At 68.7% G+C, this 24,569-nt stretch carries 22 protein-coding genes; 3 read left to right on the forward strand and 19 right to left on the reverse strand.

Annotation, left to right across the window (positions count from 1 at the left end; genetic code table 11):
• Positions 1-2: 2 nt before the first annotated feature.
• The 3 genes from zwf to pgl are packed head-to-tail and all read left to right on the forward strand — an operon-like array spanning position 3 to position 3,273.
• Entirely contained in the window at positions 3-1,544 is a 1,542-nt protein-coding gene (gene zwf, locus AB4Y74_RS08855; RefSeq protein ID WP_441798728.1) for a glucose-6-phosphate dehydrogenase, read from the forward strand.
• On the forward strand, positions 1,541-2,506 hold the full coding sequence (locus tag AB4Y74_RS08860) for a glucose-6-phosphate dehydrogenase assembly protein OpcA (protein WP_441798729.1): 966 nt from the start codon (positions 1,541-1,543) through the stop codon (positions 2,504-2,506). The genes zwf and AB4Y74_RS08860 overlap by 4 nt, the downstream gene beginning before the upstream one ends.
• Positions 2,503-3,273, forward strand: a complete 771-nt coding sequence (pgl, locus tag AB4Y74_RS08865) for a 6-phosphogluconolactonase (RefSeq protein ID WP_441798730.1) — start codon at positions 2,503-2,505, stop codon at positions 3,271-3,273. Before AB4Y74_RS08860 ends, pgl begins: the two co-directional genes overlap by 4 nt.
• A 107-nt stretch (positions 3,274-3,380) precedes the next feature.
• On the opposite strand, the gene AB4Y74_RS08870 is transcribed toward pgl, so the two are convergent.
• The 19 genes from AB4Y74_RS08870 to rpsA all read right to left on the reverse strand — a co-directional run bounded on the left by AB4Y74_RS08870 (position 3,381) and on the right by rpsA (position 24,470).
• Positions 3,381-3,818 (reverse strand): hypothetical protein, encoded by a 438-nt coding sequence (locus tag AB4Y74_RS08870; protein WP_441798731.1) that lies wholly within the window; start codon positions 3,816-3,818, stop codon positions 3,381-3,383.
• Between the two features lie 211 nt (positions 3,819-4,029).
• On the reverse strand, positions 4,030-4,395 hold the full coding sequence (locus tag AB4Y74_RS08875) for an RNA polymerase-binding protein RbpA (protein ID WP_441798732.1): 366 nt from the start codon (positions 4,393-4,395) through the stop codon (positions 4,030-4,032).
• Between the two features lie 26 nt (positions 4,396-4,421).
• On the reverse strand, positions 4,422-4,667 hold the full coding sequence (gene secG, locus AB4Y74_RS08880) for a preprotein translocase subunit SecG (RefSeq protein ID WP_018191139.1): 246 nt from the start codon (positions 4,665-4,667) through the stop codon (positions 4,422-4,424).
• A gap of 72 nt (positions 4,668-4,739) precedes the next feature.
• A complete protein-coding gene (tpiA, locus tag AB4Y74_RS08885; RefSeq protein ID WP_441798733.1) occupies positions 4,740-5,543 on the reverse strand; it encodes a triose-phosphate isomerase in 804 nt (267 codons plus the stop codon).
• Positions 5,531-6,748 carry a phosphoglycerate kinase gene (locus AB4Y74_RS08890; protein ID WP_441798734.1) on the reverse strand — a complete coding sequence of 406 codons (1,218 nt, stop codon included), beginning with the start codon at positions 6,746-6,748 and terminating at the stop codon, positions 5,531-5,533. The genes tpiA and AB4Y74_RS08890 overlap by 13 nt, the downstream gene beginning before the upstream one ends.
• A 15-nt stretch (positions 6,749-6,763) precedes the next feature.
• Positions 6,764-7,768 carry a type I glyceraldehyde-3-phosphate dehydrogenase gene (gap, locus tag AB4Y74_RS08895; protein WP_441798735.1) on the reverse strand — a complete coding sequence of 335 codons (1,005 nt, stop codon included), beginning with the start codon at positions 7,766-7,768 and terminating at the stop codon, positions 6,764-6,766.
• Between the two features lie 102 nt (positions 7,769-7,870).
• Positions 7,871-8,497 (reverse strand): superoxide dismutase, encoded by a 627-nt coding sequence (locus AB4Y74_RS08900; protein ID WP_374010476.1) that lies wholly within the window; start codon positions 8,495-8,497, stop codon positions 7,871-7,873.
• 40 nt (positions 8,498-8,537) lie between these two features.
• Positions 8,538-9,518, reverse strand: a complete 981-nt coding sequence (gene whiA / locus AB4Y74_RS08905) for a DNA-binding protein WhiA (RefSeq protein ID WP_441798736.1) — start codon at positions 9,516-9,518, stop codon at positions 8,538-8,540.
• A gap of 55 nt (positions 9,519-9,573) precedes the next feature.
• Positions 9,574-10,470: an RNase adapter RapZ gene (rapZ, locus tag AB4Y74_RS08910; RefSeq protein ID WP_441798737.1), complete on the reverse strand. Its 897-nt coding sequence runs from the start codon at positions 10,468-10,470 to the stop codon at positions 9,574-9,576.
• A 36-nt stretch (positions 10,471-10,506) separates the two neighbouring features.
• Positions 10,507-12,582, reverse strand: coding sequence for an excinuclease ABC subunit UvrC (gene uvrC / locus AB4Y74_RS08915; RefSeq protein WP_441798738.1), 2,076 nt, complete (start codon positions 12,580-12,582; stop codon positions 10,507-10,509).
• An 8-nt stretch (positions 12,583-12,590) separates the two neighbouring features.
• On the reverse strand, positions 12,591-15,500 hold the full coding sequence (gene uvrA / locus AB4Y74_RS08920) for an excinuclease ABC subunit UvrA (RefSeq protein ID WP_441800420.1): 2,910 nt from the start codon (positions 15,498-15,500) through the stop codon (positions 12,591-12,593).
• A gap of 220 nt (positions 15,501-15,720) precedes the next feature.
• Positions 15,721-16,245, reverse strand: coding sequence for a hypothetical protein (locus tag AB4Y74_RS08925; RefSeq protein ID WP_441798739.1), 525 nt, complete (start codon positions 16,243-16,245; stop codon positions 15,721-15,723).
• Positions 16,242-17,636 (reverse strand): DUF58 domain-containing protein, encoded by a 1,395-nt coding sequence (locus tag AB4Y74_RS08930; protein ID WP_441798740.1) that lies wholly within the window; start codon positions 17,634-17,636, stop codon positions 16,242-16,244. Before AB4Y74_RS08930 ends, AB4Y74_RS08925 begins: the two co-directional genes overlap by 4 nt.
• 19 nt (positions 17,637-17,655) lie before the next feature.
• Positions 17,656-18,684 carry an AAA family ATPase gene (locus AB4Y74_RS08935; protein WP_441798741.1) on the reverse strand — a complete coding sequence of 343 codons (1,029 nt, stop codon included), beginning with the start codon at positions 18,682-18,684 and terminating at the stop codon, positions 17,656-17,658.
• A complete protein-coding gene (locus tag AB4Y74_RS08940; protein ID WP_441798742.1) occupies positions 18,674-19,270 on the reverse strand; it encodes a hypothetical protein in 597 nt (198 codons plus the stop codon). Before AB4Y74_RS08940 ends, AB4Y74_RS08935 begins: the two co-directional genes overlap by 11 nt.
• Positions 19,267-20,022, reverse strand: coding sequence for a DUF4129 domain-containing protein (locus AB4Y74_RS08945; protein WP_441798743.1), 756 nt, complete (start codon positions 20,020-20,022; stop codon positions 19,267-19,269). Before AB4Y74_RS08945 ends, AB4Y74_RS08940 begins: the two co-directional genes overlap by 4 nt.
• A gap of 59 nt (positions 20,023-20,081) precedes the next feature.
• Positions 20,082-22,148 carry an excinuclease ABC subunit UvrB gene (uvrB, locus tag AB4Y74_RS08950; RefSeq protein ID WP_441798744.1) on the reverse strand — a complete coding sequence of 689 codons (2,067 nt, stop codon included), beginning with the start codon at positions 22,146-22,148 and terminating at the stop codon, positions 20,082-20,084.
• A 196-nt stretch (positions 22,149-22,344) separates the two neighbouring features.
• Positions 22,345-22,947 carry a dephospho-CoA kinase gene (gene coaE / locus AB4Y74_RS08955; RefSeq protein WP_441798745.1) on the reverse strand — a complete coding sequence of 201 codons (603 nt, stop codon included), beginning with the start codon at positions 22,945-22,947 and terminating at the stop codon, positions 22,345-22,347.
• A gap of 80 nt (positions 22,948-23,027) precedes the next feature.
• Positions 23,028-24,470 carry a 30S ribosomal protein S1 gene (rpsA, locus tag AB4Y74_RS08960; RefSeq protein WP_441798746.1) on the reverse strand — a complete coding sequence of 481 codons (1,443 nt, stop codon included), beginning with the start codon at positions 24,468-24,470 and terminating at the stop codon, positions 23,028-23,030.
• Positions 24,471-24,569 lie beyond the last annotated feature (99 nt).

A 24,569-nucleotide genomic window follows, 5' to 3' on the forward strand; every position in this document is an offset into this window, starting at 1 on the left:
ACTTGTCACCGGTGGATATCACCCCGGAGTTCAATCCGCTGCGGTTGCCCTCCGACCGCCGTCTCAATCGCATCGCGGGGCCCAGCAGCCTCATCATCTTCGGAGTGACAGGCGACCTGTCTCGTAAGAAGCTGATGCCCGCGGTGTACGACCTCGCGAACCGCGGCCTCCTGCCGCCCGGGTTCTCCCTCGTCGGGTTCGCCCGACGTGACTGGGAGGACCAGGACTTCGAAAAGGTCGTCTATGACGCGGTCAAGCAGTACGCCCGCACGCCGTTCGACGACGACGTGTGGCAGCAGCTGGCGCAAGGCATCCGCTTCGTGCCGGGAGAGTTCGACGACGACGAGGCGTTCCAGCGTCTCAAGCAGACCGTCGAAGAGCTGGACGTCGCACGCGGCACCATGGGAAACCACGCGTTCTACCTGTCCATCCCGCCGAAGGCCTTCCCGATCGTCACGGAGCAGCTGAAGCGCTCCGGCCTGGCCGACCAGTCCGGTGAGGGCTGGCGTCGAGTCGTCATCGAGAAGCCGTTCGGGCACGACCTGCAGTCGGCGCGCGAGTTGAACGCCGTCGTCGAGACGGTGTTCCCGCCGGACTCGGTGTTCCGCATCGACCACTACCTCGGCAAAGAGACGGTCCAGAACATCCTGGCGCTGCGCTTCGCGAACGAGCTGTACGAGCCGATCTGGAACGCCAACTACGTCGACCACGTGCAGATCACCATGGCGGAAGACATCGGAGTGGGCGGCCGAGCCGGCTACTACGACGGCATCGGCGCAGCGCGCGACGTCATCCAGAACCACCTGCTGCAGCTCCTCGCGCTCACCGCGATGGAGGAGCCCATCTCGTTCAACGCCGCGGACCTGCGTGCGGAGAAAGAGAAGGTGCTCGCGGCCGTACGTCTGCCCAAGGACCTCGCCACCTCCACCGCCCGCGGCCAGTACGGCAGCGGGTGGCAGGGCGGCGAGAAGGTGGTCGGGTTCCTCGAGGAGGACGGGATGAATCCCCAGTCCACCACCGAGACCTACGCGGCCATCAAGCTGGAGATCGGCACCCGGCGTTGGGCCGGAGTGCCGTTCTACCTGCGGGCGGGCAAGCGCCTCGGTCGCCGCGTCACCGAGATCGCGGTCGTCTTCAAGCGCGCTCCGCAGCAGCTCTTCGCGGAGTCGCAGACCAGTGCCCTCGGCCAGAACGCGCTCGTCATCCGCGTGCAGCCCGACGAGGGCGTGACCATCCGCTTCGGCTCGAAGGTCCCCGGCGCCGGCATGCAGGTGCGCGACGTCAGCATGGACTTCGGTTACGGCCACGCCTTTACCGAGGCGAGCCCCGAGGCCTATGAGCGACTCATCCTGGATGTGCTGCTCGGCGACCCGCCGCTGTTCCCCCGCCACGAGGAGGTCGAGCTCTCCTGGAAGATCCTCGACCCGATCGAGGACTTCTGGGCCACGCAAGGCCAGCCCGAGCAGTACCGCCCCGGCACCTGGGGCCCGAAGTCAGCCGACGAGCTCCTCGCCCGTGACGGCCGCGTTTGGAGGCGTCCATGATCGTCGATCTTCCCGCGACGACCGTCAGCAACATTTCGAAGGCGCTCGTCAAGATCCGTGAGGAGGGCGGCGCCGTGGCCCTGGGCCGCGTCCTGACCCTCATCATCGCCACCCACCTCGGGCAGGAGGAGGAGGCCATCGAGGCCGCCAACGACGCCTCCCGCGAGCACCCCATGCGCGTCATCGTGGTCTCGACCGACGACGACGGCGTTCACAAGGGCGACGAGGCGCGTCTCGACGCCCAGATCCGTGTCGGCGGCGACGCCGGGGCCAGCGAGGTCATCGTGCTCCGCGCCTACGGCGAGACCGCGAGCGACGAGGAGGGACTGGTCACCGGCCTGCTCCTCCCCGATGCCCCGGTCGTGGTCTGGTGGCCGGGGATCGCACCCGAGAAGGCATCCACCTCCCCCCTGGGCCGTATTGCGACCCGCCGGATCACGGATGCGTCGGCGCAGCCGAATCCCCAGGACTTCCTGTTCCACCTGGGGCAGACGTACGCCCCAGGCGACACGGACTTCGCTTGGACCCGGCTCACCCTGTGGCGGGCCCAGCTCGCTGCGGTCCTCGACCAGCCTCCGTACGAGCCCATCACGGGCGTCGACGTGGCCGGTGCAGCAGACTCCCCCTCCACGCTGCTCCTCGCCGCGTGGCTGCGTCTGCAGCTGCAGGTGCCGGTGAAGTACGACCTCGCCTCGCGCGCGATCGGCTCCGGCGGCATCCACGGCGTCAAAATGGAGCGTGCGTCCGGCGTGATCGAGCTCGCGCGCGAGGTCCCCAACGTGGCGCGACTGTCGCAGCCGGGGCAGCCCACGCACGATCTCTCGCTGCCACGCCGCAGCCTGCGCGATTGCCTCGCGGAGGAACTGCGTAGGCTGGACCCGGACGACCTCTACGGTGAGGTCATCACGAAGGGTCTCGCACTGTTGGAGACCTCTGACGAAGGAGCAGGCGCCAGGGCATGACGAATGAACGGCGGGTACTCGTTCACCCGGACAAAGAGGCTCTGACGGCGTCGGTGGCCGCGCGTTTCCTCACCAAGACGATCGACATCCTCGACGACCTCGGCCGCGCGAACATCGCGCTGACCGGGGGGACGATGGGCATCGCGGTGCTGGAGGCGGTCAACGCCTCCCCCGCCCGCGACACCATCGACTGGTCGAAGGTGCACTTCTGGTGGGGCGACGAGCGGTTCGTGGCGCGCGACGACCCCGACCGCAACGAGCGCCAGGCCCGCGAGGCCCTGCTGGACCACATCGCAGTGCCGCCGGAGAACGTGCATCCCTTCCCCTCGTCGGACGAGATCCCGGACATCGACGAGGCGGCCCGCGTATACGCGGCCGAGCTCGAGGCGTTCGGTACTGACGGCCTGCCCATCCCGAAGTTCGACATCATGTTCCTCGGGGTCGGACCGGACGGCCACATCGCGTCGCTGTTCCCCGATCGGCCGGGCATCCGGGAGACCGAGCTCGCCGTGATCGCGGAGCGCGAGTCGCCGAAGCCGCCGCCGCAGAGGCTCAGCCTGACCCGTCCGGTGATCAACTCCTCGGACCGCATCTGGCTGGTGCTCTCCGGCACCGACAAGGCCAGCGCCCTCGGCCTCGCGCTCGCGGGCGCGAGCTACACGGAGGTACCGGTGGCGGGAGCCAAGGGCCGGAAGCGCACGGTGTTCTTCGTCGATAAGGATGCCGCCGTCGACGTACCCGAGAACCTCATCGCTCCGTCGTACTGACCCGCTCGATTGCGGGTGTCTCTGCGGTCGTTCGTCACGTCTGCGCCTGCGCGCCGCGCAGCAGACGTGACGAACGACCGCAGTCGCGTATCGGCTGCCGCTGGGGGTCAGCCCGCGTCGCTGGCGCGGAGGCGGTCGCGCAGCAGCGTCAGCCTGGCGCGAGGCGCGCCCGTCAATGGGCCGCGGCTGCGGAGCGTGCGGCGGCCGTGCCCCGCCGAGGCGATGCGGCGGTCGAAAGCGTGCGTCAGGAGGTGCAGGTAGAACGCAAGGAGCCTGTCTGCCTCGTCGCGCAGCTCCGCGTCGCTGCCGTCGAGCTCGAGCTCGTCGACCCAGCGCTGGAGATCCGCGAACGACACTCGCAGGCGGAGAGCGCGCCGCGCATCCGCTGCTGTCGTCACGTCGATGTCATCGCAGCGTGCAAGGAGGTCGTCGGCCTTCTCAGCGGCGGTGACGGACTCCTCCAGCAACGCCACCAGGCTCAGCCGGCTCACCTCGTCGCCGAGAGCGCGCGGCGTGTCGGCCCGGTCGTCCCGTGATCCGCGCATCCCCACCTCCTGGCCTGACACGCAGTGTAGCCGCCCAAGCCGCCGGAGATTTGTGCCAAATCGCCGCTACTGCGGCGCTAGAACCTCGATTTGCGCCAAATCGCGGCTTGGCGTGGGCGAAACACGGATGCGGCGCATCGCGAGCCCTTGTGGGCGCAACGACGAAAAAGGCCGCCCACCCGAGGGGTGGACGGCCTCCGTGAGGTGACGGCTAGTTCGTGGTGGGGCGACCGCGGCGGGCGCGCAGCTGGTTGAGGGCGTCTTCGAGCAGCTGCTCGGCCTCTTCCTCGCTGCGGCGCTCCTTCACGTACGCGAGGTGCGTCTTGTACGGCTCGGCCTTTGCCACCGACGGCGGGTTCTCTTTGTCGCGGCCAGCCGGGAGCCCGGTCGACGGCGAATCGATGACGTCTGGGATCTCCTCCTCGGGGAGGTTCGCCGCGAAGTAGCGGACGGTCTCATTGCCGAGGGCGTCCCAGTATGAGACGGCGATGCGCTCCGCGTGGAAACCGCGGTCCTGCTCGCCCATGGGGCCCGCGCCGACGCGCGAGCCACGGATTGCACTGCCTCCGGAAGCCATGCTGTTCTCCTTCTACAGTGACGCGCTTACGCGCTGAACTTGGTGATCAGGCCGAGCACCACGATGCAGGTGATCCAGATGAGACCCAGGATGACCGTGATTCGGTTGAGGTTGCGCTCGGCAACGCCTGATGCACCGAGGTTCGAGGTGACACCGCCGCCGAACATGTCGGAGAGGCCGCCACCGCGGCCCTTGTGCAGGAGGATGAGCAGCGTCAGCAGGAGGCTGGTGATGCCCAGCAGCACCTGCAGGACGACCTGGAGAATGAGCACAGGGAACCTTTCGGGAAAGCGTCCGGGCCGAGCCCGGGGAAAGCCAACGGCCAGTATACCGTGTGATACCGGTCAGAGCCCGACGTGCTTCTGATAACGGACGATCGCGGCGAACTCGGCCACGTCGAGGCTCGCGCCGCCGACCAGTGCGCCGTCGACATTCGGCTCGCGCATGAAGCCAGCGATGTTCCCCGACTTCACCGATCCGCCGTAGAGGATGCGCGTCTTCGCCGCGACGTCCTCTCCCAGGAGCTCGACGATCACCGCGCGCAGCGCCGCGCAGACCTGCTCGGCCTGCTCGGGAGTCGCCGCCTGGCCGGATCCGATGGCCCAGACCGGCTCGTACGCCACGACGAAGTCGGCTGCGGAGTCGACCTTCGCCAGTGCGGCGCGCAGCTGGGCGACCGGGACGGCACTCGCCCCGTGCACTTCCAGGTCTTCCGCCGTCTCGCCGACGCAGATGATCGGTGCGATGTTGTGCTTCAGGGCGGCCGCGACCTTTCCTGCCACCTGCTCGTCGGTCTCGGCGTGCAGCGTACGCCGCTCCGAGTGGCCGATGATCACGTAGCGCGACTCCAGCGCCTCCAGGAAGGCCGCCGAGATCTCGCCCGTGTAGGCGCCGGACTCGTGCTCGGAGACATCCTGTCCGCCGAAGGCGAGCGGGAGCTTGTCGGCCGAGATCAGCGTCTGCACGCTGCGCAGGTCGGTGAACGGCGGAAAGACCGCCACCTCGACCGCAGAGAAGTCGTGGCTCGCGTCCTTCAGCGTCCACGCCAGCTTCTGCACGAACGCAATGGCCTGGAGGTGGTCCAGGTTCACCTTCCAGTTGCCGGCGATGAGCGGAACGCGCCGCACCGAGGGGCTCACTGCTGCCATCCGAGGACCTCCAGTCCGGGGAGTCGCTTACCCTCGAGGAACTCGAGGCTGGCGCCTCCGCCCGTCGAGATGTGACCGAATTGGTCGTCGCGGAAGCCGAGGGCGCGGACCGCTGCGGCCGAGTCGCCGCCGCCGACGACGCTCAGACCGTCGACCTCCGTCAATGCCTGGGCGACCGCCTTGGTGCCGGCCGCGAACGGCGCGAGCTCGAAGACACCCATGGGACCGTTCCAGAACACCGTCCGCGAGTTGCGCACGTACTCGGAGAACAGCTCGGCCGTCTCGGGACCGATGTCGAGCCCCAGGCCCTTGTCTCCCCAGTCGGTGTCCTCGATGGCATCGATCGGGCGCACGGCGTGCTCCGCGTCGGCGCCGAACTTCGACGCCACCACGACGTCGCGTGGCAGCACGATCTCGACGCCCAGCTCTTCGGCCTTCGCCAGGTAGCCCTTCACGGTGTCGATCTGGTCGGACTCCAGCAGGCTCGAGCCCACCTTCAACCCCTGCGCCGCGAGGAACGTGAACAGCATCCCGCCGCCGATGAGGAGCGAGTTCACCTTGGGCAGCAGGTGGCCGATCACGCCGAGCTTGTCGGAGACCTTGGAGCCGCCGAGGACGACCGCGTACGGCCGCTCGGGGTTCTCGGTCAGCCGGTCGAGTACCTCGAGCTCGGCCTGGATGAGCGTGCCCGCCGCGCTCGGCAGCAGCTGCGCGAGCTCGTAGACACTGGCTTGCTTCCGGTGCACGACGCCGAAGCCGTCGGACACGAACGCGTCGCCGAAGGCGGCGAGCTTCTCGGCGAACGCCTTGCGCTCGGTTTCGTCCTTCGCGGTCTCCCCCGGGTTGAACCGGAGGTTCTCGAGCAGGGCGACGTCACCGTTCTTCAGACCGTCGACGGCATCTTTCGCGCCGCGGCCGACCGTGTCGCGGGCGAAGGTCACCGGCTTGCCCAGCAGCTCGGAGAGCCGCTGGGCAACCGGCGCCAAGCTGTACTTCGCGTCGGGCGCGCCGTCAGGGCGCCCGAGGTGGGAGATCACGACCACCTTCGCGCCCTGATTGATCAGGGCGTTCAGGGTGGGAATCGACGCTCGCACGCGACCGTCGTCCGTGATCTTCGTGCCCTCGAGGGGCACGTTCAGATCACAGCGGACGACGACACGCTGTCCGGCGAGCGAACCGAGTGAGTCGAGAGTGCGGAGCGTCACGTCGGTTCCCTGTCGTTAGAGGCGCTCGGCCACGTACTCGGTCAGGTCGACCAGGCGGTTGGAGTAGCCCCACTCGTTGTCGTACCAGCTCGAGAGCTTGACCTGGTCGCCGAGGACGCGCAGCAGACCCGAGTCGAAGATCGACGAGTGCGGGTCGGACACGATGTCGCTGGAGACGATCTCGTCCTCCGTGTACTTCAGGATCCCCTTGAGGGGACCCTCGGCGGCCTTCTTGTACGCGGCCTTGACCTCGTCGATCGTGACCGGGCGCGAAGCGGTGACCGTCAGGTCGGTGATGGAACCGGTGGGCACCGGGACGCGGAGGGCGAAGCCGTCGAGCTTGCCCTTCAGTTCCGGGAGGACCAGGCCGATGGCCTTCGCGGCACCGGTGGAGGTCGGCACGATGTTGATCGCGGCGGCGCGGGCGCGGCGGAGGTCGGAGTGCGGGCCGTCCTGCAGGTTCTGGTCGGCGGTGTATGCGTGGACCGTGGTCATCAGACCGCGCTCGATGCCGAACTCGTCGTTGAAGACCTTCGCGAGCGGCGCGAGGCAGTTCGTGGTGCAGGACGCGTTGGAGATGATGTTGTGTGACGCCGGGTCGTACAGGTGCTCGTTGACACCCATCACGAAGGTGGCGTCTTCACCGGTGGCCGGAGCGGAGATGATGACCTTCTTGGCGCCCGCCTCGATGTGCTTGCGCGCGTCGTCGGCCTTGGTGAAGCGGCCGGTCGACTCGATGACGACGTCGACGCCGAGGTCGCCCCAACCGAGGTTGGCGGGGTCGCGCTCGGCGAGGACCTTGATCGGCTTTCCGTTGACGACGATGTTGTCTCCGTCGAGCTCGACGGTGGCATCCAGACGGCCCGTGATGGAGTCGTACTTGAGCAGGTGCGCGAGCGTCTTGTTGTCGGTGAGGTCGTTCACCGCGACGATCTCGAGGTCGCTGCCCTTCGCGAGGGCGGCGCGCAGGTAGTTACGACCAATGCGACCGAACCCGTTGATTCCGATCTTTACGGACACAGATGTCTCCAGTTACTCGATGGGCGCCGCACGGCGCACTTTGTTGGTGGTTGTTGCGGACGTCGGCGTCCCGGGAGGCTCCCTCCCGGGACGCCATCCTGGTTACGACAGTAGCAGGAGACCCGCGGTCTTCTCGCGAGTGCGGACGAAGCGGTCGTTGACGTCGGACCAGTTGGTGATGTTCCAGAACGCCTTGACGTAGTCGGCCTTCACGTTGACGTAGTCGAGGTAGAAGGCGTGCTCCCACATGTCGAGCATGAGCAGCGGGACGGTCGCAGCGGCGAGGTTGCCCTGGTGGTCGTAGAGCTGCTCGATGATGAGCTTCTGGCCCAGCGAATCCCAGGCCAGGATCGACCAGCCGGAGCCCTGGATGCCGAGTGCCGACGCCGTGAAGTGCGCGCGGAACTTGTCGAACGAGCCGAAGAACTCGTCGATCGCGGCCGCCAACTCGCCGACCGGCTTGTCGCCGCCGTCCGGAGACAGGTTGTTCCAGAACACGGTGTGGTTGACGTGGCCGGCGAGGTTGAACGCCAGGTCCTTCTCCAGCTTGTTGACGTAGGTCAGGTCGTCGGCGTCGCGGGCCTCCGCGAGCTTCGCGAGCGCCGTGTTGGCGCCGTCGACGTACGTCTTGTGGTGCTTGTCGTGGTGCAGCTCCATGATCCGGCCGCTGATGTTCGGCTCGAGAGCCGAGTAGTCGTACGGAAGGTCCGGCAGCGTGTAGTCAGCCATTACTCATCTCCACTGTTGTTGTTGTTCGACCTTAGAAAAACTACACCTCGTCCAGATCTGCGGGGAGGTTCGCATCCGTCCCCGGGATCCCCAGGTCGCTCGCGCGCTTGTCGGCCATCGCGAGGAGGCGGCGGATCCGGCCGGCGACCGCATCCTTGGTCATCGGCGGGTCTGCGTGGTGCCCCAGCTCGTCCAAGCTGGCGTCACGGTGCGCGAGGCGCAGCTCGCCCGCGTACTGCAGGTGCTTGGGAACGTCGGGGCCGAGGATCTCCAGCGCGCGCTGCACGCGGGAGCACGCGGCGACGGCCGCCTGAGCCGAGCGACGCAGGTTCGCGTCGTCGAAATTGACGAGGCGGTTGGCGTTGGCGCGCACCTCGCGGCGCTGGCGCAACTCCTCCCAGTTCTTGACCGTCTCGACGGCGCCCATCGCGACGAGCATCGCGCTGATCGCCTCGCCGTCGCGGATGACCACCCGGTGGACGCCGCGGACCTCCCGCGCCTTCGCGGCGATGCCCAGCCGGCCGGCAGCGCCGACCAGCGCCATGGCGGCCTCGTTGCCCGGGCAGGTGACCTCGAGAGCTGCAGAGCGGCCCGGGTCGGTGAGCGAGCCGTGCGCGAGGAACGCGCCGCGCCATACGGCGGCCAGCTCGTCGCGGGAGCCGGTGGTCAGGCGGTTCGGGAGGCCGCGGATCGGCCGGCGGCGCGCATCCAGCAACCCCGTCTGGCGCGCGAGCGTCTCGCCGCCGTCGAGCACCCGCACCAGGTACTGGCTGGTGCGGCGGAGGCCGGATGCCGAGATCACGGATACATCGCTGCGGACGCCGTAGAGCTCGGCCAGGTCTTTGCGCACCCGACGCGCGAGCTCGGGGGTGTCCAGCTCGCTCTCCACCGCGATCCGCCCGCCGATGAGGTGCAGGCCGCCCGAGAACCGGAGGATCGTGGCCAGTTCTGCCGCGCGGACCGTGGTCTTGCTGACCTCGACCTTCGTGAGCTCGTCCTTGACGTCGGAGGTGAGAGCCAATCGGATTCCTTACTGTCTCATGGCGGGGATGGTGCCGTGGATGGATGGGCCGGGATCATTCACGGCCGAGGTCGCGGTGTTTGGTGTTCACCGCCAGACCCGGGAAACTGCGCAACCGTGCCGCGAGCTCTTCCGCAATCGCGACGGACCGGTGCTTTCCGCCAGTGCAGCCTATCGCGATCAGAGCGTGTCGTTTGTTCTCGCGCTGGTAGCCCGCCATGATCGGGCGGAGCGCAGAGACGTATCCGCGGATGAACTCTTCGGCGCCGTTCTGCTCGAGCACGAAGTCGCGGACGACCTCGTCGAGGCCGGTGTGCGGCCGCAGCTCGGGGTTCCAGAACGGGTTCGGAAGGAACCGCGCATCGGCCACCATGTCGGCGTCGGCGGGCAGCCCGTACTTGAATCCGAAGCTCATGACGGTGACCTGCACGTCGGCCGCATCCTCAGCGGCGAAAGTGTCGGTGATGTTGGTGGCCAACTGGTGGATATTGAGGTCGGAGGTGTCGACGATGATGTCGGCGGCCTCCCGGATCTCGCGCAGGCGGGTCCGCTCGGCGGAGATCCCGTCGAGGATGGTGCCGTCGCCCTGCAGCGGGTGCGGGCGGCGCACCTGCTCGAAGCGGCGCACGAGCACCGCATCCGACGCCTCCAGGAACAGCACGCGCACCTTGGTGCCCTCGCGGAGGCTCAGGATCATCTCGCGCAGGTCAGCGAAGAAGTTGCGTCCGCGGACGTCCACGACGGCGGCGATGCGCGGCAGCCCCGACTCCGCGCGGTTGGCGAGTTCGACCAGGGGGCGCAACATCTGCGGCGGGAGGTTGTCGACCACGTACCAGTCGAGGTCCTCGAGCGCGTTGGCGACCGTCGAGCGGCCGGCGCCCGACATCCCGGTGACGATGAGTACTTCTTGCTGCTGCTGGGCGTCTGCGACTGTGTCGCCGTCGGTGGCCATGGACCGGTCTCCTCCGCTGCCTGGTGTGTCTCCAGCCTAGCGACTGGTGGCCGCCGCTTGACCGTCTTCGGCACGCACATCCGCGCGGTCGCCGTCGCCACGACCGGTCTCGGCCAGCCGCTCGAACACGGCGGTGGCGGTCCTGATGCCGACTCCGCGCACCTCCGCGATCTGCTCCGGGGTCGCCTTGCGTAGTTGCGCCACCGACCCGAAGTGCTTCAGCAGCTCCTTGACGCGCGACGGCCCGAGACCCGGGATCTCGCCCAGCACCGTGCCGATGTCGCGCTTGCGGCGCGCCCGCTGGTAGGTGATCGCGAACCGGTGCGCCTCGTCGCGGAGGCGCTGGATGAGGAACAGCGCGTCACTGTTGCGCGGCAGGATGACCGGGAAATCGGAGTCGGGGAGCCAGATCTCCTCCAGGCGCTTGGCGATGCCGGCGAGTTGGATGCCTGTCACGCCCGACTCGTCGAGGGCCCGCTTGGCTGCGGCGACCTGAGGCTGTCCGCCGTCCACGATGAGCAGGTTCGGCGGGTACGAGAACTTGCGTCGCCGTCGCTCGGCGGCCTCCTCGACCACCTCGTCGGCCCCGGCCGCGCCCTCCGCGTCAAGCGCGGTGTCCTCGTCCACCTGATCGGACTGCCCCGCCTCGTCTGCGGAGTCGGCCGCGTCGGCCGCCCCGGCCGGGACGGGCGCATCCTTCAGGTAGGCCAGCCGTCGCGAGATGACCTGGTAGATCGACTCGGTGTCGTCCGTGGACTCGGGGATGCTGAAGCGGCGGTACTGGTCCTTGCGCGGCAGGCCGTCCTCGAACACGACCATCGAGGCGACGATGTTCGTGCCGCTGAGGTGCGAGACGTCGTAGCACTCCATCCGAAGCGGAGCATCGTCCATTCCGAGGGCGTCCTGGATGTCGTTGAGCGCCTTCGAACGCGCCACGAAGTCGGAGCTCCGCCGGGTCTTGTAGAGGATGAGCGCGTTCTTCGCGTTCATCGCGACCGTCTGCGCCAGGGCGGCCTTCTCGCCGCGCTGCGCGGTCTTCAGCTCGACACGGCCGGTGTGCCGGCCGCGCGCAGCCGACGGGTCGGGGGTCTCCCGGCGGCGCTGCGTGAGCCACTGCTCCAGCTCGGCCGTGTCCTCCGGAAGCTCGGGGACGATGATCTCCCGCGGCGGTGCGTCCGGTCCGTCGTACGCGTTCTGGACGACGGTCTCCACCAGCTCGCCGAGGTCGACGTCGAGCTCCTTGTCGACCACCCAGCTGCGGACACCGCGGACGCGACCGCCGCGCACGATGAACTGGGTCACCGCTGCGGCGAGCTCGTCGTGCGCGATGCCGAAGACGTCGGCGTCCACGCTGTCGGTCAGCACGACCGCACTCTTGCCGAGGACGCCCTCGAGCGCCTGGATGGCATCCCGGTGCCGAGCGGCGGACTCGTAGTCCATGGTGCTCGCGGCCTGCTTCATCTTGTCGTTGAGATCGCGCAGGTAGCCGCTGTCGTTTCCCGCCATGAAGGAGGCGAAGTCGATCGCCAGCGATTTGTGGTCCTCCGGCGTGATCCGGCCGACGCACGGCGCCGCACACTTGCCAATGTCACCGAGCAGGCAGGGACGGCCGGTCAGCTCGGCGCGACGGTACACGCCGTCCGAGCAGCTTCGCATCGGGAAGGCCTTCAGCATGAGATCGACCGTCTCGCGGATCGCCCAGACCTTCGTGTACGGCCCGAAGTACCGCGCGTCCTTGATGTTGCGGTTGCGGGTGATCATCACGCGCGGGACGCGGTCGCCGAGCGTGACCGCGAGATACGGGTAGGTCTTGTCGTCGCGGAACTTGACGTTGAACGGCGGGTTGAACTCCTTGATCCAGGTGTACTCGAGCTGGAGGGCCTCGAACTCGGTGCCCACCACGGTCCACTCGACGCTCGACGCGGTCGTGACCATGCGCCGGGTGCGCTCGTGGAGACTGCGCAGCGGCTGGAAGTAGTTGCTCAGCCGCGCACGGAGGTTCTTGGCCTTGCCCACGTAGAGCACGCGCCGGTTCTTGTCACGGAACCGGTACACGCCTGGCTGCGTCGGGATCTCGCCGGCCTTCGGCCGGTAGCTGACGGTGTCTGCCACGGTGCGCCTTACGCGGCGCCCCGGGCGGACTCGCCCTGCAGGATCTCCTTGAGGAAGAAGCCCGTGTGGCTGCCTGGCGCCTCGGCCACCCGCTCCGGCGTCCCGGTCGCGACGATCTCGCCGCCGCCGGAGCCGCCCTCCGGCCCCATGTCGATGATCCAGTCGGCCGACTTGATGACGTCGAGGTTGTGCTCGATGACGATGACGGTGTTGCCCTTGTCGAGCAGGCCGTTCAGCACCAGGAGGAGCTTGCGGACGTCTTCGAAGTGCAGACCTGTCGTCGGCTCGTCGAGCACGTACACGCTGCGTCCGTTGGAGCGGCGCTGGAGCTCGGTCGCAAGCTTCACGCGCTGCGCCTCACCACCGGAGAGCGTCGTGGCGCTCTGCCCGAGGCGGACGTAGCCGAGGCCCACGTCGACCAGGGTCTGCAGGAACCGGTGGATGGCCGAGATCGGGCGGAAGAACTCCGCCGCCTCGCTGATCGGCATGTCGAGCACCTCGGCGATGTTCTTGCCCTTGTAGTGCACGGAGAGCGTGTCGCGGTTGTACCGCGCTCCCCCGCACACCTCGCACGCGACGTACACGTCGGGCAGGAAGTTCATCTCGATCTTGATCGTGCCGTCACCCGAGCACGCCTCGCAGCGTCCGCCCTTCACGTTGAAGCTGAACCGACCGGGCAGATACCCGCGGACCTTGGCTTCCGGGGTCTCCGCGAACAGGGTCCGGATGCGGTCGAAGACGCCGGTGTAGGTCGCCGGGTTGGATCGCGGGGTACGGCCGATCGGCGCCTGGTCGACGTGCACGACTTTGTCGAGGTTCTCGAGCCCGGTCACCGTGCGGTGCTTACCTGGCACCTTGCGGGCGCCGTTGAGCTTGTTGGCCATCACCCGATACAGGATGTCGTTCACGAGCGAGGACTTGCCGGATCCGGACACACCGGTGACGGCGACGAACGTGCCGAGCGGGAAGTCGACCGTCACCTTCTTCAGGTTGTTGGCCTCCGCATCCACCACCCGGATCATCCGCTTCTTGTCGATCTTGCGACGCTTCGCGGGGGTCGGGATCTCGCGTCTTCCGGCCAGGTAGTCGCCGGTCAGCGAGTCGGTGTTCTTCAGCAGCTGGTCGTAGGAGCCCGAATGGACGACGTGTCCGCCGTTGACGCCGGCTCCGGGACCGATGTCGACCACCCAGTCGGCCGTCCGGATCGTGTCTTCGTCGTGCTCGACGACGATCAGTGTGTTGCCCAGGTCGCGCAGGGCCACGAGGGTGTCGATCAGGCGGCGGTTGTCGCGCTGGTGCAGACCGATGCTCGGCTCGTCGAGCACGTAGAGCACTCCGGTCAGACCGGAGCCGATCTGGGTCGCCAGCCGGATGCGCTGGGCCTCACCACCGGACAGCGTGCCGGCGGCGCGCGCGAGGTCGAGGTAGCTCAAGCCCACCTGGATGAGGAAGTCGAGGCGGACCTTGATCTCGCGCAGCACCTGCGCGCCGATCTTCTGCTCGCGCTCGGTCAGGTGCAGCTTCTCCATGAATGCGCGCGCGTCGCTCAGACTCAGGAGGGAGGCGTCGGCGATGCTCGCGCCGTGCACGAGCACCGCGAGCACCTCGGGCTTGAGACGCTTGCCACCGCAGACCGGGCACGGGACCTCGCGGAGGTACTCGGACCAGCGCGCGCGCTGCGTGTCGGTCTCGGCCTGGAGGTACTGACGCTCGATGTAGGGAACGACGCCCTCGAAGCCGGATGTGTAGGACATCTCGCGGCCGTAGCGGTTCTTCCACTTGACCTTGACCTCGAAGTTGTCGCCGTGCAGGACGGCGTCCTTCACGTTGTCCGGGAGCTTGCCCCACGGCGTCTTCAGCGAGAACTTCAGGTCGCGCGCGAGGCCGTCGAGCAGCTTCTCGTAATAGTTGAAGAGACCCTTGCCCTGGGTGGTCCACGGCACGATGACACCCTCGGAGATGCTCAGGGAGTCGTCACCCAGCAGCAGGTCGTCGTCGACCGACATGCGTGTGCCGAGTCCTGAGCACTCGGGGCAGGCGCCGAAGGGAGCGTTGAACGAGAACGTCCGCGGCTCGATCTCGGTGAGCTGGATGGGGTGGCCGTTGGGGCAGGACAGTTTCTCGCTGAAGTTCTGCCACGCGGCTGCGCCCTCGCGGTCGACGTAGTTGATCTGAACGAGGCCATCCGTGAGGCGGAGAGCGGTCTCGAGCGAGTCGGTGAGTCGGCCGAGGATGTCGGGGCCGGCGACGAGGCGGTCGACGACGACCGAGATGTCGTGCTTGACCTGCTTCTTCAGCGTGGGCGGGTCGGACAGCTGCACCTGCTCGCCGTCGACCAGCGCACGGGAGTAGCCGCTCGCGGCCAGCTCCTTGAAGAGGTCGACGAACTCGCCCTTCTTCTGCGAGACGACCGGGCTGACCACCATGTACCGGGTGCCCGCCTCCAGCTCCATCAGCTGATCGGCGATCTGCTGGACGGTCTGGCGCTGGATGCGCTCACCGCAGATCGGGCAGTGCGGCACGCCGATGCGCGCCCACAGCAGACGCATGTAGTCGTAGATCTCGGTGATCGTTCCCACCGTCGAACGCGGGTTGCGGTTGGTCGACTTCTGGTCGATGGACACCGCCGGGCTCAGACCCTCGATGAAGTCGACATCCGGCCGGTCCACCTGGCCGAGGAACTGCCGAGCGTAGGCGGACAGGGACTCGACGTAGCGGCGCTGCCCCTCCGCGAAGATCGTGTCGAACGCGAGCGACGACTTGCCCGATCCGGACAGACCCGTGAAGACCACCATCGAGTCGCGCGGGATCTCGAGGTCGACGTTGTGGAGGTTGTGCACGCGCGCCCCGCGCACACTCAGGTGCGACCCCGTCACTCTGCTGATGTTGCCGGTGATGTCGCCGGTCTCCCCGTGCATTCGATCGTTGTTCACTCGCCCGCTGCTCACTCGCTCTATTCTCCGCCATCCATGCTGTGATTTCGGGGGCTGTTCGCCCACCGCGCACCGCGCCCGAGACCTCGAACGTGTGTTCGATTCTAGCGGGTCGGACGCAGGCACCCCCTGCACGCGCGAGTCTAGGCGCGACCACCGACATTCGTACCGGGGCAGCCGGAAAGCGTCGGTCAGCGAGGCGAGGTCAGCGCCGCGGTCGGCGCAGCAGCGGGGGAACGAGCATCCCGACAATCCCCGCAAGCGCCAGCCCGGACACGATGGCTAGCGCCGGGAGGGACGGACGACCGGCGGGCAGCAGAACGGCGACTGCGACAACCTGCACGGGCACCTGGATCGCCACGAAACGGCGCAGCGTCGGCAGGAGCACGGCCGGTTGAAGACGGGCTGTCGGGGGCACGGCGAGCATCCACGCGCCGACCAGATGCAGCGCGTGCACCCCCGCGATGAGTGCGAGGAGGCGCGCGGTCAGGATGCCCGGCTCCACCAGCGACGACAGCACCAGCACGCCCATCAGCACCCACGCGGTCAGCCAGCGCGGCCGCCACACCGCGACCCCGACCAGGAGGCTCGCGATCACCGTCCACGGTCCCTGCGGCAGCCCGACGAGCAGCAGCGGGAACGCGATCGCGGCGAACAGGACGCGGAGCGACCAGCCGGGCACGGTCCTGGTGCCGATATCGGGGCCAGCGGAGCCGTCGCCCACGCTCATCGCCGGCGCCTCCCCGCCGTCAGTGCGCGCAGCCCCGCCTCGCGCGCCACCGGGTCCTCCCACGGCAGGAGTTCCACCCCACCGCCCTGCAACTGCTGGAGGCGGAGTCTGCGCTCGAGCTCGATCGTGCGCAACGCCAGCCGTTCGCGGGCCGTCAGGTCGCGCGCGTCCCGCGCCGGCAGCACATCGACGGCGATGACGCGGTGGCCTGCTGCGCGCCACGTCAGGGCGAGGGTGGACGGTTGGTCGTCGAGGAACGTCGACAGCACGTAGACGATCGCCCCCGGCGACAGTCGCGGGGAGCGGACGCGCTGGAACGTCGTTCCGGTGGCCGACGTCAGCTCGATCTCCCGCAGCACCCGCTCGCGGTGCCGCGCACCGGCGCGGGGCGGCAGCACCCGGCGCGACTCCCCCAGATCGTCGAAACCGACGCGATCGCCCGCCGCTGCGTACGCGCCCGCCAGCGACGACGCCGCCTCGCGCGCCACGTCCAGCGACGAGATCGCGGGGCGCGGGTGGGCCTTGGGCCAGTCCGCGACGATCCCGCTGACGTCGTCTCGGGCATCCACCACCAGATGCACCGCCGCGTCGGAGGTGGCCGTGGTGCGGCGCACGTACAACTCCCCCGCCCGCCCGGCCCGTGCGGTCGCCCGCCAGTCGATGCGCCGCAGCCGGTCGCCGGGATGGAACAGATCGATATCGCGGAACTCGCCGCCATCACCGGCCCGAGTCGAGATGTGCTGCCCGGTCAAGCCGAGCAGGCGTGCCGGGAGCGGCAGGCTGCGGACGGGCATGCGGCGCGGTCGCACGACGCGTTCGACCGACGCGTCTTCACCGGGAGTGCCGACCCAGGCGGCGTCCGCGCCGATCGCGCGCGCAGCGACGGCCGCGACGCGCTGTCGGCCCGAATGCACGACCGGCACCTCGCCGGTCGTCTCGGCGGCGGTGCGCGGGGTCAGGACCGCATCCACCGGCGCGGAGCCGCCCAACTCGAGCCGCAGTTGCAGGGCATCGGAGTGCTGGGTTACGGCGGAATGGATGCTGACCGCCAGCGCGGTCGTGCCGTCAGCGGCAGGATGGGCTGCTCCTTCGGAGGTCACGGAGGTGTCCACGATGATCCCGTCGGGGTCCGCGGGTTGAGGGTCCGCCGTTCCGGCTGTCCTTCGCGGTCGCCGGTCCCACCCCAGCGCCGCCGCCAGCAACAGGGGCGCGCCCACGAGCGCGGGCTCGACGCGCGTCATCACGAACGCGGCGACCACGGCGACGATCCCCACCACCACGGCGCCCGCGAGGGCCGGGCTGGCGATCCAGCCGGTCGCGGTCTCCGTTCGCGTGTGGTCGGTCCGAGTGCGGGCCGCCGGCGCATCGGCGACGGGCGTGTGCTCGGTCATCGGCCACTGCTCCCGCCGCTCATCGGCCGGCGGCCTCCGCGCGCTGCGCGGCGCCGACAGCAGGGGGACCCGCGACCGTGTTGAGCACCTCCCACACCACCTGCTCGGCCCGAACGCCGCTGGTCCAGGCCTGCACGGTCAGCGTCAGGCGGTGGGCGAGCACCGGCACGGCGACCGACTTCACGTCGTCCGGAATCACGAAATCCCGTCCATCCAGCACCGCCAGCGCACGCGCGACCAGCAGGAGTCCCTGCGACCCACGCGGCGACGCGCCCACCTCGACCGACCGATGGTGGCGCGTCGCGGCGGCCAGGCGCACGCAGTACTCGACGATGTCCGGGTCGACATCGACCACTTCGACTCCCGCCTGCATGGCCGCAAGCGTCGGCGCGTCGATCACCGGCTCGACCGTCGCCACCTCGTGACGGCGCGCCACGCGGGCGAGCAGGACGCGGGACTCCCCTTCCTCGTCGGGGTAGCCGACGCTCAGCCGGACCATGAACCGGTCGAGCTGGGCCTCCGGCAGCGCATAGGTGCCCTCCGACTCGATGGGGTTCGCCGTCGCCACGACGTGGAAAGGCGACGGGAGCGGGAAGCTGCGGCCCTCGACCGACACCTGCCCCTCCGCCATCGCCTCCAGAAGGGCCGACTGCGTCTTCGGCGAGGTCCGGTTGATCTCGTCCGCAAGAAAGAGGCCGGTGAAGACGGGTCCCGGACGGAACTCGAAATCCGCGGCGCTCGGCACGTAGACGAACGAGCCGGTGATGTCGGACGGGAGCAGGTCGGGCGTGCACTGCAGCCGTCGGAAATCGAGGCCGACCGCGGCCGCGATGCTCCGCGCCGCGAGGGTCTTGCCGAGACCAGGGACGTCCTCGAACAGGACATGGCCGCCGGCGAGGATGGTGGCGAACGCGATGCGGAGCGGTTCGCGCATCCCGACGACGACGCTGCTCACCCGTTCGAGGACGTCAGCGCCGAGGCGTGCGACGTCGGGGATCGCGAGAGGCGGGGCGGACCGGGTGGTCGGGGTGGTCGGGTCAGCGGGCACGGGGCGGCTCCTGGTCGGTCGGGGCGGGTGCGGATCGTCTGGATGCGGATGCTGCGGGTGGTGCAGGCGCCGGGGGCGGGGACGACGCTGGCGCGGGCGACGCGGGATCGAGGGCCTCCAGCCGGGCGAGCGCGGCAGCCACCGCGGCGGTGCGCGGCGGGGCCACTCCCGAGCCGCGACGGAGCAGCCGCAACGCTTCCGCCCCGAGCAGCCGTTCGAGCTCCTGGTCGGACGCGCGATCCTCCAGGTCGAGCCCTCGCAACGACAGTGCGCGTTCGGCCACCAAGCGGAGCCGGCGGACCCCCTCCGGTGACGCGCGGCCACCCCGGGCACCGAGAGACCACCCCAGTTGGGACAGGTCGCGCCGGGCGCCGAGCCGGGGTTGCGGGGCGGGAACCGCCCAGGTGATATCGGCCGCCTCGCCCAGCGCGGAGAGGCAGGCGGCGAACGCGAAGGTTGCCGCGCCGAGGCCGATCGCGTGCGCCGCATCCATGCCCAGGTACCAGGCGGCGAAGCCGAGCGCGATCCCGAGCGCCGCGCTGAGGATGAGTCTCCGCAGCATCCGCGGGGGCAAGCGGCGCCTCACGGCCGGGCTCCGAAGCGGTCTGCGGACGTCGACGGTCGGCTGCGCGGCGGCTCTGCGCCCCAGGATGCGCGCAGCGCTTCGACCGCACCGCGCGCATTCTTCACGTCGTCCGGTGTCACGACCGCGCTGCTGAAGCGCGCACGGAGGTAGAGGGCGAGGAAGCGCTGGGCCGCGTCACGGTCGGCCGCGACGCGGGCGACGACACGCGTCGCGAACTCGGCGGGAGTCTCCGCCGGGAGCCGCCGGACGCCGGAGTCGGCCGCGCCCTCCTCCAACCCGACCCAGGCGCGCTCGATCGCGTCGCGAGGCTCCCGGGTTTCGGAGAGCTCGGCCGAGGCGCGGTCCAGCCCACGGCGCACATGCTCCGGCTCCGGCTCGTTCGCCGTGTCCTGGGGTGCCTCGGAGACCTCCGCCGAGGAGACGTCGATGAGGGGCGGCAGCTCGGGTCGGGGTGCCGGGCGACGTCGTAACCGCCACAGCAGCGCGAGCGCGATGACGATGGCGAGCACGGTGAGGGCGACCAGTACCCAGGACAGGTCGATCCGGATCTGCTGGACGTCCTGCTGGGGCGCAGGACTCCCGCTCACCGGTGGCTGCGGCCGGCCGGTGAGCGCCGGTCCTTGTGGGAGGAGCACCCGCGGTCCCGTGAACTCGGGAGCCCCCTGGAAGGCGACAGCGATCACCGCGACGCCCACCAGCACGGCGCACACCGCGAGGGTCCAGCGCCACCGTCCCGTCGTCCTCGCTGCCACCCTGCCACCGTAGCCCGCTCGCGCTCGCCGCGGGACGCACCCACGGGCGCGCGGCGAAGTCAGCCCAGGTGCCCGGCCTTATCCATCTGCCGCAGGTCGCGCTTGAGGTCGGACAACTCGTCGCGCAGCCGCGCTGCGAGCTCGAACTTCAATTCGCCCGCCGCCGCCAGCATCTGCTGATTGAGGTCGGCGATGAGCCCTTCGAGTTCGGCTGCGCCCTGGGCCGCGATTCCTCCGTTGCGCAGGTTCGGGGTCGGACTCTTGCGCTTCTGGTCTCGCCCGGCAAGCATCCGTGCCGTGTCGGCCTCTTCGCGCGCCAGGATGTCCGTGATGTCGGCGATGCGCTTGCGCAGCGGCTGTGGATCGATGCCGTTGACTCGGTTGTATTCGATCTGCCGGTCCCGCCGGCGCTCGGTCTCTTCGATCGCGTTCTTCATCGAGTCGGTGAGCACATCGGCGTACATGTGCACCTGACCCGAGACGTTTCGCGCCGCACGACCGATCGTCTGGACGAGAGAGGTGGACGACCGCAGGAAGCCTTCCTTATCGGCGTCGAGGATGGCGACCAGCGACACCTCCGGAAGGTCGAGTCCTTCACGCAGCAGGTTGATGCCGACCAGCACGTCGTAGACGCCGGCGCGGAGTTCGGTGAGCAGTTCGACGCGTCGAAGGGTGTCGACGTCGGAGTGCAGGTAGCGCACCCGGACCCCGGCCTCCCCGAGGAAGTCGGTGAGCTCTTCCGCCATCTTCTTGGTCAGGGTCGTGACCAGCACGCGCTCGTCGCGCTCCACCCGGAGACGGATCTCCTCCAGGAGGTCGTCGATCTGGCCCTTCGTCGGCTTGACGACGATCTCAGGGTCGACCAGACCGGTCGGTCGGATGATCTGCTCGACGACGCCGTCCGCGATGCCGAGCTCATACTTGCCCGGGGTGGCGGACAGGTACACGGTCTGACCGACGCGGTCCTTGAACTCGTTCCACTTCAGCGGGCGGTTGTCGAGCGCACTCGGGAGGCGGAAGCCGTGCTCCACCAGCGTCCGCTTGCGCGACGCGTCACCCTCGTACATGGCGCCGATCTGGGGCACGGTGACGTGCGACTCGTCGATCACGACGAGGAAGTCGTCAGCGAAATAGTCGAGCAGGCAGTGCGGAGCTTCACCCGGCCTGCGGCCGTCGATGTGGCGCGAGTAGTTCTCGATGCCCGAGCAGAAGCCGATCTGCTCCATCATCTCCAGATCGAACTGAGTCCGCATGCGGAGTCGCTGAGCCTCGAGGAGCTTGCCTTCGCGCTCGAGTTCCTGCAGCCGCTCGCCCAGTTCCTCCTGGATCGTGCCGATGGCCCGCTGGATCGTGGCCGGGCTCGCGGCGTAGTGCGTCGCCGGGAACACGGACACCGCGTCCATCTTGCTGATCACGTCTCCGGTCAGCGGGTGCAGCGAGTACAGCGCCTCGATCTCGTCGCCGAACAGCTCGATCCGGATCGCGTGCTCTTCGTAGACCGGGATGATCTCGATCGTGTCGCCACGCACGCGGAACTTGCCGCGCGAGAAGTCGACGTCGTTGCGCTCGTACTGCATGTTGACGAACCGGCGGATCAGCGCATCGCGCCCGACGCTCTGGCCGACCTGCAGCGCGACCATCGCCTCCAGGTACTCTTCTGCAGCGCCGAGACCGTAGATGCACGACACGGTCGACACGACGATGACGTCACGCCGACTCAGCAGCGAGTTCGTCGTCGAGTGGCGGAGCCGCTCGACCTCCGCGTTGATCGAGGAGTCCTTCTCGATGAACGTGTCCGTCTGCGGGACGTATGCCTCGGGCTGGTAGTAGTCGTAGTACGAGACGAAGTACTCGACCGCGTTGTTCGGCATGAGCTCGCGGAACTCGTTCGCCAGCTGGGCTGCCAGCGTCTTGTTGTGGGCGAGAACCAGCGTCGGACGCTGCACCTGCTCGATCAGCCACGCCGTCGTCGCCGACTTGCCGGTGCCCGTCGCGCCCAACAGCACGACATCGGTCTCGCCGGCGTTGATGCGACCGGCGAGCTCGGCGATCGCCTGCGGCTGATCACCGCTGGGCGAGTACTCGCTGACGACCTCGAAGGGACGGACGGAGCGCGTGGGAAGCATGCCTCCAGTCTAGGAAGGACCACCGACACTGCGTTCGGCTCTCGCTCACAGCGGAACCGATTCCGGGGCCGGGCCGCGCGCTTGAGATCGGAAACGGAGGACGCCTGCCCGTCAACGTCGTGAAACGCCGCGATCGGAGGACTTTCCGCTCTTCGAAAGCGGGTCTCCTCCCGTTCGCGCAGCGGAAGGTGGCGCGTCAGGAACGCCCGGTGAGCTCGGTCCAGAGCGCGTCGACCTGTTCGAGGGTGTGCGAGAGCGTTCCTCCGGTCTCGATCACCACGTCGGCGACGGCCAGCCGTTCGTCGTCGGACGCCTGCGAGCGGATCCGGCGCTCGGCCTCCCCCGCGTCCATGCCGCGGAGCGTGACCAGCCGCTGGATGCGCGTGGCTGCGTCAGCGTGAGCGACCACGACCCGGTCGAACGGGTACTCGTTGGCCGACTCGACGAGCAGCGGCACGTCGTAGATCACGATCGCGTCCGGGTCGGCTGCGCCGGCGGCCTCGAAGCGGGCGGTCGAGGCGGCCAGCACGGCCGGGTGAGTGATTCCGTTCAGCGCCTGCAGCGCCTCGGGGTCGCCGAAGACGATCGCCCCGAGGGCCGGCCGGTTCAGGGAGCCGTCGGCTGCGATCACCCCTTCACCGAAGCGCTGCGCGATCTCCGCCAGCGCCGGAGTGCCCGGCTCGACGACCTCGCGGGCGATGCGGTCGGCGTCCACAACGACGGCCCCGTTGGAGGCGAGGCGGGAGGCGATGGTCGATTTTCCGGAGGCGATCCCGCCGGTGAGTCCGATCAGCTGCACCCGCCAAGACTACCCGCGGCGGGTCCGGGAACGACGAAACGGCCGGCCCCGAAGGGCCGGCCGTTTCTGACATCAGATGCTCAGTTGTTAGAGCTGAGCTTCTCGCGCAGAGCCGCGAGCGACTCGTCGTCGGCGAGGGTTCCGGCGTTGGCCGACTCGGACGAGAAGGTGGACGAGCCGGTGTCGGCAGCGGCCTCTTCGAGGCCCTTGGCGACCTGGCGCTTGTGCGCCTCCCAGCGCGCCTGAGCGGCAGCGTACTGCTGCTCCCACTCCTCGCGCTGCGACTCGAAGCCTTCCTTCCACTCGTTGGTCTCCGCGTCGAAGCCCTCCGGGTACTTGTAGTTGCCCTGGTCGTCGTACTCGGTGACCATGCCGTAGAGCGCCGGGTCGAACTCGGTGCCCTCGGGGTCGACGCCCTCGTTCGCCTGCTTCAGCGACAGCGAGATGCGGCGGCGCTCCAGGTCGATGTCGATGACCTTGACGAACACCTCGTCGCCCACCGAGACGACCTGCTCGGCCAGCTCGACGTGCTTGCCGGACAGCTCGGAGATGTGCACGAGGCCCTCGATGCCGTCCGCGACGCGGACGAACGCACCGAACGGAACCAGCTTGGTGACCTTGCCCGGTGCGACCTGACCGATCGCGTGGGTGCGGGCGAAGACCTGCCACGGGTCCTCCTGCGTCGCCTTCAGCGACAGCGAGACGCGCTCGCGGTCGAGGTCGACCTCGAGGATCTCGACGGTGACCTCCTGGCCCACCTCGACGACCTCGGAGGCGTGCTCGATGTGCTTCCAGGACAGCTCCGACACGTGGACGAGACCGTCGACGCCGCCGAGGTCGACGAACGCACCGAAGTTGACGATCGACGAGACGACGCCCTTGCGGACCTGGCCCTTGTGCAGGTTGTTGAGGAACGTGGTGCGGGACTCCGACTGGGTCTGCTCCAGCAGCGCGCGGCGGGAGAGCACCACGTTGTTGCGGTTCTTGTCGAGCTCGAGGATCTTGGCCTCGATCTCCTGACCCAGGTACGGGGTGAGGTCGCGGACACGGCGCAGCTCGATGAGCGAAGCCGGCAGGAAGCCGCGCAGGCCGATGTCGACGATCAGGCCGCCCTTGACGACCTCGATGACCGTACCGGTGACGACGCCGTCGGCCTCCTTGATCTTCTCCACGTCACCCCACGCACGCTCGTACTGCGCACGCTTCTTGGACAGGATGAGACGACCCTCTTTGTCCTCCTTCTGGAGAACGAGGGCCTCGACGGTGTCGCCGACCTCGACGACCTCGGTGGGGTCGACGTCGTGCTTGATGGAAAGTTCGCGCGAGGGGATGACACCCTCGGTCTTGTAACCGACGTCGAGGAGGACCTCGTCGCGGTCGATCTTGACGACGGTGCCTTCGATCAGGTCTCCGTCGTTGAAGAACTTCAGCGTCTTTTCGACCGCGGCAAGAAAGTCTTCAGCAGATCCGATGTCGTTGACGGCGACCTGCTTGGGTGCCTTGTCGGTCGTTGCGGTTGTCATGTAGTGGGTGCTCCGTAATGGACAGGATTCAGGCCGGTCGCGATGATGATGTGTAGTTTTCCGCGAACGGCAGGCGGATAGAGGTGTCACAGAAGTGAC

It is taken from the genome of Leifsonia sp. RAF41, assembly GCF_052114085.1.
Classification (GTDB): Bacteria; Actinomycetota; Actinomycetes; order Actinomycetales; family Microbacteriaceae; genus Leifsonia.